19 protein-coding genes are annotated in these 16,921 nt (G+C 63.2%); 7 read left to right on the top strand and 12 right to left on the bottom strand.

All coding sequences use genetic code 11. The annotated features are described in order from the left end of the window. The first annotated feature begins 77 nt into the window (after positions 1–77). The gene (locus AA309_RS25890) at positions 78–416 is read left to right on the top strand and encodes a hypothetical protein (protein ID WP_047191907.1); all 339 of its coding nucleotides are present in this window, start codon (positions 78–80) and stop codon (positions 414–416) included. A 62-nt stretch (positions 417–478) separates the two neighbouring features. Here AA309_RS25890 and AA309_RS25895 read toward each other — a convergent pair whose 3' ends face one another. The 3 genes from AA309_RS25895 to AA309_RS25905 form a co-directional block, all read right to left on the bottom strand. Continuing rightward, entirely contained in the window at positions 479–994 is a 516-nt protein-coding gene (locus tag AA309_RS25895) for a DUF2937 family protein (RefSeq protein ID WP_047191933.1), read from the bottom strand. A 121-nt stretch (positions 995–1,115) separates the two neighbouring features. Continuing rightward, positions 1,116–1,394: a hypothetical protein gene (locus AA309_RS25900; protein ID WP_150117766.1), complete on the bottom strand. Its 279-nt coding sequence runs from the start codon at positions 1,392–1,394 to the stop codon at positions 1,116–1,118. Between the two features lie 8 nt (positions 1,395–1,402). Beyond that, on the bottom strand, positions 1,403–2,410 hold the full coding sequence (locus AA309_RS25905; RefSeq protein WP_047191909.1) for a WD40 repeat domain-containing protein: 1,008 nt from the start codon (positions 2,408–2,410) through the stop codon (positions 1,403–1,405). Between the two features lie 172 nt (positions 2,411–2,582). Between AA309_RS25905 and AA309_RS25910 the strand changes: the two genes are divergently transcribed. Continuing rightward, a complete protein-coding gene (locus tag AA309_RS25910) occupies positions 2,583–2,846 on the top strand; it encodes a hypothetical protein (protein ID WP_047191910.1) in 264 nt (87 codons plus the stop codon). A 50-nt stretch (positions 2,847–2,896) separates the two neighbouring features. On the opposite strand, the gene AA309_RS25915 is transcribed toward AA309_RS25910, so the two are convergent. The 5 genes from AA309_RS25915 to AA309_RS25935 all read right to left on the bottom strand — a co-directional run bounded on the left by AA309_RS25915 (position 2,897) and on the right by AA309_RS25935 (position 8,338). After that, positions 2,897–3,859, bottom strand: coding sequence for a CobW family GTP-binding protein (locus AA309_RS25915; RefSeq protein ID WP_047191911.1), 963 nt, complete (start codon positions 3,857–3,859; stop codon positions 2,897–2,899). 61 nt (positions 3,860–3,920) lie between these two features. Beyond that, entirely contained in the window at positions 3,921–4,853 is a 933-nt protein-coding gene (locus AA309_RS25920; RefSeq protein WP_047191912.1) for a metal ABC transporter substrate-binding protein, read from the bottom strand. A 21-nt stretch (positions 4,854–4,874) separates the two neighbouring features. Then, the gene (locus AA309_RS25925) at positions 4,875–5,741 is read right to left on the bottom strand and encodes a metal ABC transporter permease (RefSeq protein ID WP_244470498.1); all 867 of its coding nucleotides are present in this window, start codon (positions 5,739–5,741) and stop codon (positions 4,875–4,877) included. 10 nt (positions 5,742–5,751) lie between these two features. Further along, positions 5,752–6,501, bottom strand: a complete 750-nt coding sequence (gene aztA, locus AA309_RS25930; protein WP_047191913.1) for a zinc ABC transporter ATP-binding protein AztA — start codon at positions 6,499–6,501, stop codon at positions 5,752–5,754. Positions 6,502–6,760: 259 nt separating this feature from the next. Next, positions 6,761–8,338: an OpgD/OpgG family glucan biosynthesis protein gene (locus AA309_RS25935; RefSeq protein WP_047191914.1), complete on the bottom strand. Its 1,578-nt coding sequence runs from the start codon at positions 8,336–8,338 to the stop codon at positions 6,761–6,763. A gap of 160 nt (positions 8,339–8,498) precedes the next feature. Between AA309_RS25935 and AA309_RS25940 the strand changes: the two genes are divergently transcribed. The 3 genes from AA309_RS25940 to AA309_RS25950 all read left to right on the top strand — a co-directional run bounded on the left by AA309_RS25940 (position 8,499) and on the right by AA309_RS25950 (position 12,221). Beyond that, on the top strand, positions 8,499–9,467 hold the full coding sequence (locus tag AA309_RS25940; protein ID WP_047191915.1) for a TAXI family TRAP transporter solute-binding subunit: 969 nt from the start codon (positions 8,499–8,501) through the stop codon (positions 9,465–9,467). A 94-nt stretch (positions 9,468–9,561) separates the two neighbouring features. Further along, complete coding sequence (locus tag AA309_RS25945) at positions 9,562–11,862, top strand: TRAP transporter permease (RefSeq protein ID WP_052955011.1); 2,301 nt, start codon at positions 9,562–9,564, stop codon at positions 11,860–11,862. Beyond that, complete coding sequence (locus tag AA309_RS25950; RefSeq protein ID WP_047191916.1) at positions 11,859–12,221, top strand: DUF1850 domain-containing protein; 363 nt, start codon at positions 11,859–11,861, stop codon at positions 12,219–12,221. The genes AA309_RS25945 and AA309_RS25950 overlap by 4 nt, the downstream gene beginning before the upstream one ends. A gap of 2 nt (positions 12,222–12,223) precedes the next feature. Here the strand turns inward: AA309_RS25950 and AA309_RS25955 are convergent, their stop codons facing one another. Continuing rightward, positions 12,224–12,460, bottom strand: a complete 237-nt coding sequence (locus AA309_RS25955; protein ID WP_425286905.1) for a hypothetical protein — start codon at positions 12,458–12,460, stop codon at positions 12,224–12,226. Between the two features lie 100 nt (positions 12,461–12,560). Here AA309_RS25955 and AA309_RS25960 point away from each other — a divergent pair, with 100 nt between their 5' ends. After that, on the top strand, positions 12,561–14,156 hold the full coding sequence (locus AA309_RS25960; protein WP_047191918.1) for a gamma-glutamyltransferase family protein: 1,596 nt from the start codon (positions 12,561–12,563) through the stop codon (positions 14,154–14,156). A gap of 28 nt (positions 14,157–14,184) precedes the next feature. After that, positions 14,185–14,505, top strand: coding sequence for a hypothetical protein (locus AA309_RS25965; protein WP_150117767.1), 321 nt, complete (start codon positions 14,185–14,187; stop codon positions 14,503–14,505). Here AA309_RS25965 and AA309_RS25970 read toward each other — a convergent pair. The 3 genes from AA309_RS25970 to AA309_RS25980 form a co-directional block, all read right to left on the bottom strand. Then, positions 14,487–15,101, bottom strand: coding sequence for a YitT family protein (locus tag AA309_RS25970; protein WP_047191920.1), 615 nt, complete (start codon positions 15,099–15,101; stop codon positions 14,487–14,489). The genes AA309_RS25965 and AA309_RS25970 overlap by 19 nt on opposite strands. Before the next feature lie 114 nt (positions 15,102–15,215). Then, positions 15,216–16,238, bottom strand: coding sequence for a nickel/cobalt transporter (locus AA309_RS25975; RefSeq protein ID WP_047191921.1), 1,023 nt, complete (start codon positions 16,236–16,238; stop codon positions 15,216–15,218). Then, entirely contained in the window at positions 16,229–16,882 is a 654-nt protein-coding gene (locus AA309_RS25980; protein WP_047191922.1) for a DUF1007 family protein, read from the bottom strand. Before AA309_RS25980 ends, AA309_RS25975 begins: the two co-directional genes overlap by 10 nt. Positions 16,883–16,921: the final 39 nt, after the last annotated feature.

Raw genomic sequence — 16,921 nt, forward strand, 5'->3', positions numbered from 1 at the left:
ACGCTCTACAGCATGGCCGGCCTTCAAGCCGGCCATGTTCGTTTGTAGGTTTGTGCAGGATTCATGGAGTCATTGCCATGCCTCATTTCGAGGAATTCTACGCCAACAAGCTGCGCGGTGGTCTTGGCGTCGTGGATGCCGAAGCCGTGCTCGACTTGCGCGGTGCATCCCGCGAGCAGGCTTCGGCCTCCCTTCAGGACATGTTGGAGCGCAGCCGCTTCGCGCATGCCAAATCCGTCGCCGTGCGCCTCGACCCGCCACCGGAAGGCGGCGGCGAAACGCTCTTCCAGCCTATCGGCAAGGCACTGCTGGAAGCCAAAAAACGCGGCTGGATCGACCGGTTGCAGACACTGCCCGCCAGCGACGGCTTGGGCTTCTACGTGGTGCTCGCCGGAAAGCCGGAACGAGAAAGCTGACCGATTGGGTTAACACCGGAACTCATCCCGAGGAGGTCGGAGATCGCTGTGGAGGGATTTGATCAGGCTCTCACCTGCTGGCGCGGTCGTCTGAAGAGACTGCGCAGAAATCCTGCAATGAGGAGAATCCCGCCCCACACGACGATGAAGCCGATGACGGTGGAGATGACGCCTTCTTCCGTCACGGGCATGGCGGGCTCGAAATCGCGATAGGTTGCTTCCATCACATCCCCGTCGCCCTCGCGCACCATCAGCGCAATGCGCGCGAAGGGGCCTGCCTGCATCATGACTTCACGATGCGACTGAAGCCGTTCGAGGCGCTCGACATTGGCCTGCACGGCCGCACCCTGTCGGCTGACGAGAGTGTCCGGGTTCGAGCGCAGTCGTGCGATGGCGCTGTCCTGCGTTTCGCCATTGGCCTGCGCATCCGCATCGAACTGTGCGATCACGCGCTTGAGTTCGTCGATCGCACCGCCGAGGCGCTGGCGATATTGCTGGGCATATTCCGGCCCCTGCGACGCAGCAACACCGCCGAGCAGACCGAGGCCAAAAGCGATGATGCGAACGATGCGTGACACGTTTCGAACCCTCTGGAGCATCGGACCTAAAAATGGAAGCCACTTTTGGGATCCATCCGATGCTCTCTTCCGCAGGGAGCGCATCGTGCGGAAAACCGGATCCACTTTTCCGAACGATTCGCTAAACGTCAAACGCGGCGCGGATGTCTTGTTCCGTCACTTCGTCGAGGGTCTTCTGCACCTTGAGCGCCCTGGTCTTCTTTCCCGGCTCCATCACCAGAATGACGGTTTCGATGCCGGGACAGCCGGGATCGTTGCAGGCGATCTCGTTGACGGCGAAGGCCGTCTCAGGTGAGGCCCGGAGCGCCGTGCGCGCCAGCTCCTTCACGCGCTCGATGGCCTCCCGATCCGGTTTCGGCAGGCCGAACGTTCCTCTCAAGAAAGCGCCGAACAAAGCCACGGGCGATCTCATGTGGGCAGGGTCAGGATGCCGGCCTGGCCGTCCTCGCAGCCGAAGGCCAGGCGCTTGCCGCCCTTGTCCCAAGCCATTGCCGTGACGCCGCTGCCCTTGACGGCAGGGCGCACGAGAAGCTCGGAAGCATCGTTCAGGCGGATAAGCAGGATGCAGCCGTCCTCGTAAGCGACCGCCAGCACATAGGTGTTGGGGTGGAAGGCCACGCGGCTCACTTTCGCGGGCCGCACGCCGCACTCGCGCGGAGCCTTGCCCATCGGCCCTTCCTTCGACTCGAAAGGCCAGATGATCGCCGCTTCCGCGCCGGAGGTGGCAAGCCATTTGCCGTCATGCGACCAGGAGAAGGAGCGCGTCTTGGACGGATAGCCGCTCATGCGCATGTGGCCCTTATCGGGAATGAGCCGCCAGCCGTGAAGCGCATTCTCCTGCATGGAGGTCACCACGAAGCGGGCATCGGGCGACCAGGTCACGTCGAGATGCGAGCCCTTCCACTCGAGCACTTCGGGCTTCGCGTCCACATTGGGGAACCACAATGTCGCGCCGTTGTAATGCGAGATCGCGAGGCGATAGCCCTTGGGAGCGAAGGCAAGGCCGCGCGCGGTGGAGGGCACTTCCAGCATCTTCTCGCGGCCCTTGTTGTCGCGAGCGAAGACGCGCTTGCCCGCAGCATAGGCGAAGGCGCCGCCTGCGCTCAGCGCCAGCGAGTCGACCCACGCGCCTTTGGCCTCGGCCAGGGTCTTCGTGGAACCGTCGGCGCCGGTCACGGCTACGCGACCGTCGTCGCCACCGGTGACGAAGCGCTCGCCGTCGCTCGCGCCCACCAGAACGCCCGCATCGGGATGGGCATCCACGCGATGGGTCTCGCCATCCTTCACCAGCAGCACGCCGCCATCGCCAAGGCCAAAGGCGGCGGTGCCCTTCAGCCAGCCGATGGCGGTCACATGCGCGCCTGCAGCAACAGGCGCCACGCTTTGGGTCAAGGACGGAGCAGCTCCAGCACTCATCGAAACATTCCCTTCAGGTGGGTTCCCCATAGCACGGTTGCAGGGATGGAAGGCAAGGCAGGGTTCAGGCGGTCAATGGGTTGCCGTGCACCTTGGCGGTACGCCTTTTGAGACATGGCCATTACCATGCGGCAGACCCATCATAGGATTTTTGATGATCGGGAGCTGCGGCATGCGAATTCTGAGCTTGATTGCTTTTGTCATGACGGCGCTCGGTTCGATGGGAGCCTCTGCTCAGACCATGGGCGGGATTCCTGCTCAAGGAGGAGGTGAGACCTCGGCTCAAAGGGCGGCCCAGAAGGCATCCTGCGAGAGGGATGCCCGGTTGATTTACCGGAACGGCAGAGACATCTCCGAGCAATGGCTCCAGCAGGTCAGGACGACCCGCAGGGCCTATGTCCAGGAATGCATGACGAAAGCCGGTTTTGCGCCATGAGCCGTATGTGATTCCAGGGGCAGGTGTTCTGCCCCTGGAGTGAAACGTGTTCAGGCCGCGCAGGCGAGGAAGCCCTCGCGGATCGCCTTCTCGTTCAGGTCGCGGCCGATGAAGACCACCTTGGAGGTGTGCTTCTCGCCGGGCTTCCACTCGCCCTGCACATCGCCGTCCAGGATCATGTGCACGCCCTGGAAAACGAAGCGCTTCGGCTCGTTCGGGAAGGCCACGATGCCCTTGCAGCGCAGGATGTTCGGACCCTCGACCTGGGTCAGGTTTGAGATCCACGGCATGAACTTTTCAGGGTCCACCTCGCCATCGATGGCGACGGAGACGGACTGCATCTCCTCGTCATGATGATGGTGGTGGCCTTCCTCAAGGAAGTCAGGCTCGAGCTCGATGATGCGGTCGAGATCAAAGGCCTTGCGGTCGAGCACCTCGCCGATAGGGATGGCGCAGTTCTGCGTGCGATGGACCTTCGCGTAAGGATTGATGGCGCGGATGCGCGCCTCGACGGCATCGAGCTCTTCCGGCGTCACGAGATCGATCTTGTTGAGGATGATCACATCCGCGAAGGCGATCTGGTTCTTGGCCTCGGGCGCGTCCTTGAGGCGGTCGGACAGCCACTTGGCGTCAGCCACCGTCACCACGGCATCCAGGCGCGCGGTGTCGGACACGTCCTGGTCCATGAAGAAGGTCTGGGCGACGGGAGCGGGGTCTGCAAGGCCCGTGGTCTCGACGATGATCGCGTCGAACTTGCCCTTGCGCTTCATCAGGCCGTCGAGAATGCGGATCAGGTCGCCGCGCACGGTGCAGCAGATGCACCCGTTGTTCATCTCGAACACTTCCTCGTCGGCGCCGACGACGAGCTCGTTATCGATGCCGATCTCGCCAAACTCATTGACGATCACGGCATATTTCTTGCCGTGGGGTTCGGTGAGGATGCGGTTGAGGAGGGTGGTCTTACCGGCGCCAAGATAGCCTGTGAGGACGGTAACGGGGATCTTGTCGGTCATCGGACGGTTCCAGGAAACTCTTTGAAGGCTGTCCCTCAAAGGTCAGGGACAGCAGGGGCTTTCAGCTCGACAGGGCCGCGCTGAAAGCCCTTATATTGTGTCTCATCATGTCAATGTAAGTGCCAGCGGGACCGTTCGAGTCGGAAAGCGCATCGGAATAGACCCTCTCGCCGATCTTGGCCCCGGTCTCCTTGGCGATCCGCTCCATGAGGCGGGCGTCCGAGACGTTCTCCACGAAAACAGCGCTGATCTTCTCCCGCTTGATCTGCTGGATGATCCTGGCCACGTCCTTGGCAGAGGCTTCGGCTTCCGTCGAGACGCCCTGCGGGGAGACGAAGTCGATCCCATAGGCGTCCTCGAAATAGCGGAAGGCATCGTGAGAGGTGATGATCTTGCGCCGGTCTGCAGGGATCTTGGCGACGAGATCCTTCAGTTCTGCCTCGAGGACCTCGAGCTTGGCGAGGTAGTCGGCGGCATTGGCCTCGTAAGCGGCACTGCCGGCGGTATCCGCTGCAATCAGGGCGTCGCGGATATTGGCCACGTAGATTTTCGCGTTGCCGATGTTTTGCCAGGCATGAGGATCGACGCCCTCGTGGCCATGATCGTGTCCGTGGTTATGGCCGTGTTCCTCCTCTCCCTCGAGAGGCTTGAGGCCCCTGGACACTTCGATCGTCGCCGCCTTGGTGCCGGAGGACTTCACGAGACGGTCGATCCAGCCTTCGAACTTGAGGCCGTTGGTGAAGACGATCTTCGCTTCCGTCAGACGCCGCCCGTCGGCGGGTGTGGGCGAATAGACATGGGCATCGCCGTTTGGGCCGACGAAGGTCGTCAGATCCACGCGTTCGCCGCCGACATGACGCACGAGATCGCCGAGGATCGAGAAGGTCGCCACGACCTTGAGCTTCTCAGAGGTCTGCGCCGCGGCCGGCATGAGCGAACCGGCGAGCGCCAGAGAGCCTGCAAGCCAAGACAGAGCAATTCTTCTCGTCAGCATGATGAGATCCTTACTTGAGTTTTAAGCTTCCAGGTGCCTGCCGGGCCATGCGAGCCACAGCACGCCGCCTTCGCGGCCAATCAGCAGAGACGCGACATAGACGACACCGGCCGAGAGAATGATGGCGGGGCCTGCGGGCAGCTCCGCATGGAACGAGAGCAGAAGGCCCGCGATGCCTGAAACGATGCCGATGAGGATGGAGACGATCATCATCATGGTGATGTCGCTGGTCCAGAAGCGCGCCGCAGTGGCGGGCAGCATCATCATGCCGACTGCCAGCAGCGTGCCGAGGGCATGGAAACCGCCAACGAGGTTCATCACCACGAGTCCGAGAAAGATGAGATGCGTCGGCGTTCCGGCACGACTCACGGAGCGCAGAAATATCGGGTCCACGCATTCAAGTACGAGCGGGCGGTAGAGCACGGCGAGCGCCAAAACCGTCAGCGTCGAAATGGAAGCGAGCAGCAGCAGCGTGTTGTCGTCGAGGGCCAGCACCGTGCCGAAGAGCACGTGCAGCAGATCGACGTTCGAGCCGCGAAGCGACACGATGGTGACGCCGAGCGCCAACGAGAGCAGGTAGAAGGCTGCGAGCGACGCATCTTCCTTCAGAGATGTGAAGCGTGAGACGAGGCCTGCCGCCATGGCAACGACGACGCCCGCCGCCAATCCGCCGATGGTCATGGCCGGAAGAGACAGGCCTGCGAGCAGATAGCCGATCGCCGCACCAGGCAGGATGGCATGCGCCATGGCATCACCCGTGAGACTCATGCGGCGCAGCATCAGAAACACGCCGATGGGGCCGCCGCCGAGTGCGATGGCGATCACGCCCACGAGGGCGCGCTGTATGAACTCGAATTCGGAGAAGGGGGTGTAAAGGAGGTCGAGCACGGATGATCCCTTATGCAGCGCCGCGCTGGCAGACATGCGCATGCGGATCATGCGCCTCGACCATGCGGCGGGCCTTCAGGAGGTTCTCGGCGCTCAACACATCGAGCGTCTCGCCCCAGGCCACAGGCTCGCGGGCAATGAGCAGCGTCTCGGGGAACACACGCCGGACCATGTCGAGATCGTGCAGAACCGCCACGACGGTGCGGGATTCGTCATGCCAGCGGCGCACGAGATCGAGCAGGTCTGCGGTCGTCTTGGCATCGATGGCGGTGAACGGCTCGTCGAGCAGGATCACCGGTGCATCCTGCAGCAGCAGGCGCGCGAAGAGGGCGCGCTGCATCTGCCCGCCGGACAGGGTGGAGATGGGACGACGCTCGAACCCGATGAGGCCAACGGCCGCCAGGGCCTCCTCGACCTTGGTGCGATCCTTCGCCGCGATGCCGCCGAACAGCCCCGAGCGGGACCAGAGCCCCATGGCGACGAGATCGTAGACCGAGAGCGGGAAGGACCGGTCGATCTCCGCCGCCTGCGGCAGATAGGCGATCTCGGAGGAGGGGCCGTTGAGTCGGATATGGCCCTCGAGCGGCTTCAGGGTCCCAATGATACCCTTGAGCAAGGTCGACTTGCCGGCCCCGTTGGGGCCGACCACGGCCATGAGGCTTCCGGCCGGGATGTCCCCGTCGAGGTGATGCACGGCGGGCCTGCGGCCATAGCCGAGGGTCACTTCGTCGAAACCGATGGCGGTGGAGGGCTTCGGCATGACTTACCCCATTACCTGGAGAACCATCAGCCACAGGACGCCTAAGAGCACGGCAGCGCCCGCCAGTCGCTGCCAGACCGAGAGGCGAAGCAGCGAAAAGGTTGGTTCTGCGGCAAGGACCCGGTGCTCATGGCCATGATGATGGCCGTGGTGGTGGCTGTGCGACATGCCTCCACACATAGACCGGATCGGTCGCCGTTTCCAGGGGCGTATAGTATTTTATACTCCCCTGTTAATATCATGGTTTGCAAGCGAAATCTTAGAACGTCGGATGGTACTGGTAGAGCCAGGTTTCGCTCAGCACCTCATCCCCATTGCGGAGATAGCAGCGCATCTCCACCGGCTCGGTGCCGGTCGCCGTCAGGTCGAACTGGGTGCGCCAGTGTCCGGGCACGTTGTTGGGCACCGCCTCGGTGAGGACGTTCGAGAACTCGCCGCGGGAGGCGGAGAGCACGGGCTTCGGAATCATGCCGCTCGGCAGCCTCGTCAGAGGCTCGCCGATGAACTCGACCATGAACTTGCGCGCACCCTTGGGCCGGTTAGTGCCGGCCTGCCCGCCATTGCCGAAGCGGGTGGCGATGACACGGGCGAGCGGGGTCGGATAAGGCTCGTCCGCCGACCAGTGCATGCGATAGCGGAAGTTGAGCGCCTGACCTGCACGGGCCGGGTGCGCGGGCACCCACATGGCGACGATGTTGTCGTGAATCTCGTCGTCGGTGGGGATTTCCACGAGCTGGATGGTGCCCTTGCCCCAGGAGCCCTGCGGCTCGATCCAGAGCGAGGGGCGGCGGTCGTAATAGACGCCATCGAGATAATGGTCGAAGGTCCGGTCGCGCTGGAGCAGGCCGAAACCTTTCGGGTTCTCGTCGGAGAAGGCCGAGGTGATGATGCGCGGCGGGTTGTTGAGGGGGCGCCAGATATGCTCGCCGGTGCCGGTCCACATGGCAAGACCATCGGAATCGTGGATTTCCGGGCGCCAGTCGATGGCGGTGGCCTTCGCCTTCTCCGAGTACCAGTACATAGAGGTGAGCGGCGCGATCCCGAGGCGCTGGATGTCCCTGCGCAGGAAGAGGGCGCTGTCGAGATCCATGATCACGGCGGCGGCGCGCTTCATCACGAAACGATAGGCGCCCGCCACGCTCGGCCCATCGAGGAGGGCATAGACCGTGACCGTGTCGGAGTTAGGGCTAGGCGTCTCGAAGTAGACATGGGTGAAGTCAGGGAATTCCTCGGCCTTCCCATGCACCGCCACGTCGACAGCGAGGCCGCGAGCGGAGAGGCCATACTGATAAAGCTCGCCGATGGCGCGGAAATAGGACGCGCCGAGGAAGGCCACCCAATCATTCTTCTTCCAGTCGAGCTTGCCGTTGCGGGGCTCCTGGAAGCGGAAACCGGCAAAGCCCGTGTTGTCGGGGAGTTTCCTGGCAGGCGAGTCCGCCGGCATGTCGAAATACTCGGTGTCGTAGATGATCTCCCGAGCCTGGCCGTTCTCCACCACATGCATGCGCACCGGCTTCTGGAAGAAGCGGCCCATGTGGAAGAAGGTGACCGGGAACTCGCCGGGGCCGTTGGCCCACAGCGCCAGATCGGTCTTGAACTTGATCTTGCCGTGGGCGTCGTAGTCGATCTGGTAGAGAATGTCCGGCGAGGGGCTCGGCGGGGCCACATAGGCCGTGCGGGCCATCGCCTCTGCCTGCTTCTTCAGGTCGTCGAACGAAAAGGGGGACGGTGCTCCCATCTTCAAACCCTGCTGCGCCATGGCCTGGCTTGAGAAGCCCTGGGCGGCCAGAGCGGCCGTGGCGGTGGCTGTTTGGAGAAACTGGCGGCGGTTGAGCATGGTTCGACGCATTGATTAGTTGTGGAGAGACGGACCCCTACCGACCAAGGTGGCAGGATTAAGTCCCTCTTAGCCTCTTGAGAAAACTTCGTCAGCCGTCAAAACTAGCCCCATACACAAGCGCCGTAACGTCACAGCGCCACAAAACAGGGAGTACGCCATGCGTCAAACATTCACGCGCCGCCTCGCCGGCGCAGCGGCAGCCATTGCCATTGCAGGAGCAAGCCTTCCGGCCCAGGCGCAGGACTTCATCAATATCCTGACCGGCGGCACCTCCGGCGTCTATTATCCGCTGGGGGTCGCCCTCTCCAAGGTGTTCACGGAAAAGGTCCAGGGCTCGCGGCCTTCCGTTCAGGCCACCAAGGCTTCTGTTGAAAACCTGACCCTGCTGCAGCAGGGCAAGGGCGAGATCGGCTTCACTCTCGGCGACAGCCTCGCCATGGGCTGGGCCGGCGACGAGGAGGCCGGTTTCAAGTCCAAGCTCGACAAGCTGCGCGGCATCACCGCCATCTACCCCAACTACATCCAGATCGTCGCCACCCAGGAATCCGGCATCAAGTCGCTGGCGGATCTTAAAGGAAAGCGCCTTTCCGTCGGCGCGCCGAAATCCGGCACCGAGCTCAATGCCCGCGCGATCCTGCAGGGTGCGGGCCTGACCTACAAGGATCTCGGCAAGGTCGAGTATCTGCCCTTCGGCGAGTCCGTCGAGCTCATGAAAAACCGCCAGCTCGATGCCACGCTGCAATCGGCGGGCCTCGGCGTGTCCTCGATCCGCGATCTCGCCACCTCCGTACCGATCGTCGTCGTGGAGGTCCCCGCCGCTATCGTGGACAAGGTTGGCACGCCCTACATCAAAGCCACGATCCCGGCGAACACCTATGAGGGTCAGACGGCTCCGGTGCAGACGGCTGCTGTCGTGAACTACCTCGTTACGCATTCCGGCATGAAGGACGAGACCGTCTACCAGATGACAAAGGCCCTCTATGAGAGCCTGCCGGATCTGACGGCAGCGCATGCCGCGGCAAAGGACATCAAGCTCGAGAATGCGCTTTCCGGCATGCCGGTCCCTGTGCATCCCGGTGCGCAGCGCTACTTCGATGAGAAGGGCGTGAAGAAGCAGGGCTCCTAAACCCTTCGGCCGATTTACAAACAAGCCGGGGCAGGTGAACTGCTCCGGCTTTTTGCATGACAAGAACAAGAAGTCGTTTAGGAGGCACCGCGCGATGAGCCAGAGCACTGATACATCCGAACTCGCCCAGATGGAGGCTCCTGCCGAGACCATCAATCCGGAGCACGGCCTGCCGGAGAGTTTCGGTGAGGGTTTCTGGGGCAGGCTTCTGTTCTGGATCGCGGTCTCGTTCTCCACGTTCCAGATCATCACATCCTTCGGCATTCCTCTCGACCAGTCCTTCATCGCCGGTGCGAGCCTCTTCCACATCGTTGGCGTCGTGATGGTGGCCTGGGCCGCATGGCTTATTGTGCTCGCTGCGCGTCGGCGCACCGTCGTCGAGGGCATTCTCGGCTGGCTTGCCGTTGCGGTCGCCTTCGGCCTTGTTCTCTGGTTCGGAGGCAGTATTCCAAGCCAGGTGGTGCGCGCGCTGCATGTCGGCTTCCTGTGCCTTGTCGCCGGCGCGATGATCGCCAATCACCGCTCGGGCTCGTCGGCATCGCATGCATTCGGCTGGATCGTCGGCCTCGTTGGCTTCGGCGTCGGTCTCTATCAATGGGCGCTTTACAATGAACTGGTGATCCGCTCGGGCGAGCTGACGACAGGCGATCTCGTCACCGGCATCGCGGCGCTCGCCATCCTCATTTATCTCGTCTGGCGCGTGATGGGGCCAGCACTGCCCATCGTCGCAGCCTTGTTCCTGGCCTACTGCCTGTTCGGCAATTACCTGCCTGCGCCTCTCGATCATCGCGGATATTCGCTCGAGCAGGTGATCGAGCACATGTCGTTCGGCACGGAAGGCATCTACGCAACGCCCACTCTGGTTTCGGCGACCTACATCTTCCTCTTCATCCTGTTCGGCGCCTTCATGGAGAAGGCGGGTGTCATCGATTTCTTCAACGACATCTCGATGGCCGTGTTCGGCGACAAGCAGGGCGGCCCCGGCAAGGTCTGCGTGGCCTCCTCCGCGCTGATGGGCACCGTTTCCGGTTCGGGCGTCGCCAACGTGGTGGCTTCGGGACAGTTCACGATTCCGCTGATGAAGCGCTTCGGTTTTCCGGCGGCCTTCGCAGGCGGCGTGGAAGCGACGTCATCGATGGGTGGACAGATCATGCCGCCGGTCATGGGTGCAGTGGCCTTCATCATGGCCGAGACCATCGACGTGCCTTACTCGAAGATCGTGGAGGCCGCGATCATTCCGGCGTTGCTCTACTTCGCATCCTGCTATCTCGCGGTGCATCTCGAAGCCGGCAAGCGCCACTTGCGGGGACTTCCGAGGTCTGAGCTGCCGAATGCCTGGACCGAGCTGAAGACGAAGTGGTTCCTCATCGCGCCGCTCGGCGTTCTCGTCTATCTGCTCTTCGCAGGCTACACGCCGCTCTTCGCGGGTGCCGTCGGTCTGTCGCTCACCGTGGCGCTGATCCTCGGCACGGCCATCGCGGCTGGTCTTGCGGTTCCGGCTCTGCGCGTTGCGTTCTGGGTCGGTCTCGCGCTCGTCTCCGCTTACTCGCTCGCATCGAGCGTGACGCTCGTCGTGGCGGTCGTCGCCCTGCTGTCGCTGTGGAACGCTTTCTCGGGACGCGGCCGCACGACGCTTCAGGCCTGCGTCGACGCCATGGCCGACGGCGCGCGTCAGGCACTGCCTGTCGGCCTTGCCTGCGCGGTTGTCGGCATCGTGATCGGCACCATGACGCTCACCGGGCTCGGCACCATCGTCGGCACCTGGATGATCTCGATTGGCAAGGACAACATCTTCACCGCCCTCGTGCTCACCATGATCTTCAGCCTGATCCTCGGCATGGGCATCCCGACGATTCCGAACTACATCATCACCTCGTCGCTGGCGGCTCCTATTCTGCTGCAGCTTGATGTGCCGCTCATCGTCTCGCACATGTTCGTGTTCTACTTCGGCATCATGGCGGATCTCACGCCGCCGGTGGCGCTCGCAGCCTTCGCGGCAGCGCCGATGGCAAAGGAGTCGGGCCTCAAGATCGGCGTGCAGGCAGTCAAGATCGCATTGCCGGGCTTCATCGTACCCTACATGGCAGTCTACGATCCCACCCTGATGCTGCAGCCCGTGCCTGGACTTGAGGGAGCGGGCTACTGGCTCGCGGTGGCCTACATCGTGATCAAGGCGTCGCTTGCGATGGTTCTGTGGGGTGTTGCCGCTGTCGGCTACTTCCTGAAGCCTCTGGCTTGGTGGGAGCGGATCTGGGCAGCTGCCGCAGCCGCCTTCCTCGTTGCGGCAATCCCATTCACCGATGAAATCGGCTTCGTGCTGGCGGCACTCTTCGTTGGCTTCCACATCTGGAAAACCCGCAAGGCGTCGGCATCGCTCACGGCTGCCCATTCATGATCTGCCTGGTCGCAGGCAAGGTCGTCGCGCCGCTCATGGCAGGCGCGATGACCCTTGCCTGGACGCATTCGGTCGAAAAGATCGCCTGGGAGGAGGATTGGCGCGCATCGTCCGCAGGGCTCGAGCTCGTTGAGGCGCGGGTGAAAGGCTCGGGTGCCGGGATGGAGCCGCCGTCGGATGCGCGGCTCGTCAATGGATCTTATGCGTGGAAGCCGAACCTGCCACCTCAGGCGGAGGTGGTCATGCGCCGCTCGGGCGCGACGGCGGATTGGCGGATTTGCATCGAGGGGCAATGCCGCCCCATGGAGGCCTATGTCCCGCCTCAGGCCGATCCGATCGTGATGAGGGCGTGCCCTTGAACTTACTCGGCCAGGGGCTCGACGGCGACGCAGCGGCGCCAGAGGTTCACGAGAATGTAGAGGGCGAACAGGCTGAAAAGGCCCATGAGGGCGTAGCCCACGATATTGCCCAGCTCGAAGAGGCCCGCGATGGCCCAGCCGGCGGAGATCGCCACGCCGAACACCTCCGCACCGACCAGAATCATGATGCTGATCACGGTGATGAGGTTGCGCCAGTTGGTGCTTTTCGCCTGAGCCACGGTTACGTACTCCATTCTTTGCCGGAAGGGACTACCCTAAACGCCCCCTCCGGTGCAAGTTTTGCCTGAAGATCCCTTCTGTCGCCTCCATCGAAGAGACATGTCCGAGACCCCCGTATTCTCGACCGCCGCCGTCGCCGCTCCCCATATGCTTGCCGCCGAGACCGGCCAGACCATCCTGGCCGCGGGCGGCAACGCCGTGGAGGCCATGGTCGCCATGGCGGCCACCATCGCCGTCGTCTATCCGCACATGAACGGCCTTGGCGGCGATGGGTTCTGGCTGGTGCGGGAGCCGAAGGGGCGGGTGCACGCCCTCGACGCCTCGGGCCCTGCCGGATCGCTCGCCACCATCAAGCGCTACCGGGACAAGGGCTATGACAGCATTCCCCCACGCGGGCCCGATGCCGCGCTCACCGTCGCCGGAGCCGTGAGCGGTTGGGGCTTGGCGCTGGAGCTCGCCAAGGCGCTCGGCGGGCAGCTGCCGCGCGACATGCTGCTGGCCGATTCCATCCGCCTTGCCCGCGAGGGCTACAGGATCGGCGCCGCCGAAGGGCGCAATCCCTTGCTGGAGGAGGCGGCGCTCTTTGCCGCTCCCGGCTTCGCCGAAGCTTTTCTGAAAGAGGACAAGCTCCCGCCTGCAGGCGAGACGCGCCGCTCGCTCAAGCTGGCCGACACCCTCGAACAGCTCGCCCATACAGGCCTTGCCGACTTCTACCGTGGCGATGTGGGGCGGGAGATCGCAGCCGATCTTGAGCGCATCGGAAGCCCGATCACGCGCAAGGACATCGAGACCTATCAGGCCCGCGTTGTGAAGCCGCTCTCCGTGGAGCTGAAGCATTCGACAGTCTACAACATGCCGCCTCCGAGCCAGGGCCTCGCCACGTTGCTGATGCTCGGCCTGTTCCATCGGCTCGATGTGAAACAGGGCGAAACGCCCGAGCACCATCATGGGCTGATCGAAGCGGCGAAGCGCGCCTTCGCCATCCGCGACAAGGTCGTGACCGATCCGCACGAGCTCACCCTCGATCCGGCCTCGTTCCTCACGCCAGCCGTGTTCGAGAAAGAGGCGGCGATGATCGAGGCGCGTCGCGCCGCGCCCCATCCGCCGCGTCCGGCGGACGGCGACACGATCTGGATGGGCTGCATCGACAAGGATGGCTTGGCCGTCTCCTACATCCAGTCGGTGTTCTGGGCCTTCGGCTCCGGCTGCGTGCTGCCGGCGACGGGCATTCATTGGCACAACAGGGGCTTCAGCTTCTCGCTCGATCCGAAGAGCCTGAAAGCCCTGGAGCCCGGGAAGAAACCTTTCCACACGCTGGCGCCCGGTCTCGCCGTGTTCAACGATGGCCGCGTGCTCTCCTACGGCACCATGGGCGGCGAGGGACAGCCGCAGATCTTAGGGCAAATCTTCACGCGCTATGCGGATTTCGGCATGGCCCTCGCGGATGCCATCGATGCGCCGCGCTGGCTGTTCGGCAAGAGATGGAAAGAGCCCTCCGCAACGCTGAAGGTCGAGGGCCGCTTCGATCCGAGCCTGCTGCGTGCGCTCTCGGGCTACGGCCATCCGGTCGAGGAGCTGGCCAAGCCTTATGCGGATATGATGGGCCATGCGGGCATGCTGGTGAAACATCCGCGCAACGGCCGCGTCGAAGCCGTGCACGATCCACGCTCGGATGGCGGTTCGCTGGGGCTATAGGACGGTCATTATCCACGGAACTCAGCACATGAAATCACCAGCGCAGGCTGTCATTGACTTCACTCTCTGGCGCACACGAGAAGGGCATCCGACGCAAGTGCAACCCAGAGGGATCTTCAGTTGCCCAGCTGTGATCGACGAAGCGTATCACGATTGTCGTCTGGAGATCGGCGATATACCGATGAAGCCTGGCGAACAGCGACGCGTTCAGGCTTGGTTTCTTTATCCAGCGGACGTGCTACCCAAGCTCTCAATCGGAAAAGTAGTTCATTTCTGGACTGCGGGAATGATTGGTGAGGGCGTAATCGTGGATATCGCGCCTCAAGCCGATCAGCTCACGCCCATGTAGCGACCAGGCCGGTGATTGGTCGCGAGGATCAGGTTGAGCACCGCCGTACCGACGAGCGAGAGCGCGACCTTGTCGTACTCGATCACGAAGAGCGACGAGAGCAGGATCACCGCATCGATGCCGAGCTGCACATAGCCCGCGCGGATGTTGTAGCGCTCCTGCGCATAGAGCGCGAGGATGTTGACGCCGCCGAGGCTCGTGCGGTGCCGGAAGAGAACGAGGAGGCCCACACCCATCAGCACGCCGCCCATGACCGCCGCGTAGATCGGGTCGAGATGCTCGACCCCAAGCCAGCCGGGCGTGAACTTCGAGAGATAGGACACGAGGAACACGGCGAGAAACGTGCGCAAAGTGAGCTTCCAGCCCATGCGCAGAATGGAGAGCGCATAGAAGGGCAGGTTGATGGCAAAGAACAGGGTGCCGAAGTCGAGCTGCGTGGCGTATTGCAGGAGCAGCGCGAGGCCCGCCGTGCCGCCGGTAAGGAGCGTTGCTTTCGTGTAGAGCGTCACGCCGAGCGCGACCATCAAAGTGCCGGTGAGTCCGGCCGAGATGTCTTCATGAAGTCGATGCGCGCTTGGTGAGGAAGGATTGGACACGCTCTTGCCCCTGTGCCTGATCGGCGGAGCTATAACGATCCCTCCCTGATGTCGCAACGCATGGAGATGAAGGATTGCGCGAAGAGCTTTGCGCCCCGCGCAACCTTCCGGGAGCTAGAGCCCCTGGCTCCAGAGGCCGATCAGCAGGCTCGCGCCCAGAACCAGCACGAAGGCGGCGGCCAGAAGCTCGATGCCCGCAATCGCCATGGCACCCGTCGCTCCACGTCCACCCGCCAATTTCAGCGCCACCGTCTTGGCAAAGACCGCAACCGCCGCGATGGCGCTGGTGGTGAGCGCCGTCCCGAGTGCCATGGCGAAGGTGGCGGCGATGCCGGCTGCGAAGAGGCCCTGCGCCAGTGAGAAGACGAGCACGATGAGCGCCCCGGCGCAGGGGCGAACGCCGGCGGCAACCGCTACGCCCGCCATGTCGCGCCAGCGGGTGAAACGCTTAAGCTCCTCGGGTGGCGGCATGTGCACGTGATCGCAGCTCTCGTCCTGCGCCGAGGCCAGAGGATTGCGCGCGAGCGCGAGCACGCCCAGCACCTTGCCGCTCTTGCGCCAGGTGATCGCGAGGCCGAGCAGGGCAACGGCGATGAAGCTCATCAATTCCACGTTCATGGCGAGCTTGTTCATGGTGGAAGCCGTGGCGCGCAGCACCAGGCTCACCGTGCCGACGATGGAAATTGCGACCAGTGCCTGCACCAGGGCGGCGGCAAAGCTCAAGATCAGGCCTTTGCGCAACGCCTTCTCATCGGCCACCAGATAGGCCGAGATCACGCTCTTGCCGTGTCCCGGACCCGCCGCATGGAAGACGCCATAGGCAAAACCGACGAAGAGAAGGGGACCCAGGGCCGCCCCGCTTTCCTTCAAGGCGCGTACGCTCGCCTGGAGGCTCGCATAGAAGCCGGATTGGATGGAGAGGATCCAGGCACCGAAATTGCCGGATGGAGCGGCCTCCCGGATTCCCATGCCGAAGGGGCTGCGTGGTGCGGGCGTACTGACAGGACCGATCCAGAGTGCGAGCAACGCCATGGCGGCGGCCATGATAGCGACCGCCGCAACCATCAGGCCAAGCCGCTGCCAGAACCGTGCTTGGCCGGCGGCCGGAGAGGTCAGGGGAGCCGAGCTCACGGACATGCGATGATGGCCTTGTTGGAATACTCGACGCTGAAATTCGCGCTGGGCGGTGTGGCTTGGATCGCACCCTCATCCTGCAGGATTTTCTGCATGGTCGCGTCGAGCGCCTTGGCCTTGGCGATGCTGGTCAGGCAGCCTTGAGGCGCATTGGCTAGCGTCACGGCGGATTGGTCCGTAAGGCTGAAATAGACGAAGAAGGTCGGGTCATCGATCTCGATGGCTAGGTTGCCGGAGGCCGAGGCCGGGGCCTTCAAGGGCAGCAGGAACGAGAGGGCGACCTGCTGGGGCTTTTCCATGGTCATGCGGGCTTCCCGCGGCTCGCCGAAACCTTGAGGCTTTCCCTTCACCTTCAGAGTCGTGAAGTAGTCGAATTCAGTGAGTCCGGCGGCGTTCTCGTTCGCCAGATCCTGCAACTCCTCCGAGGAGAGCTTGCCGTCGTTGTTCTTGTCAAGCCCCTGCGTCACGTAGGCCGTATAGGCCTCGTCGAAGGTCCAGTGGTGGCGGATGCCCGTGACCTTGCCGTCGGGGGCGAAGACCACCTCCGCCCTGGCGGTGATCCACACATGGGGATGTGCGAAGGCAGGCAGGCTGGAGCCCGTCAGCAAGGTGGCGAGGCAGAGCGTGAGACCGAGGCGGCGTTTCATGCGTCAACTATAAAAGCAGCGCTTCCGGGGTGTGGAAGC

The organism is Microvirga vignae, from assembly GCF_001017175.1.
In the GTDB taxonomy this organism is placed as follows: domain Bacteria; phylum Pseudomonadota; class Alphaproteobacteria; order Rhizobiales; family Beijerinckiaceae; genus Microvirga; species Microvirga vignae.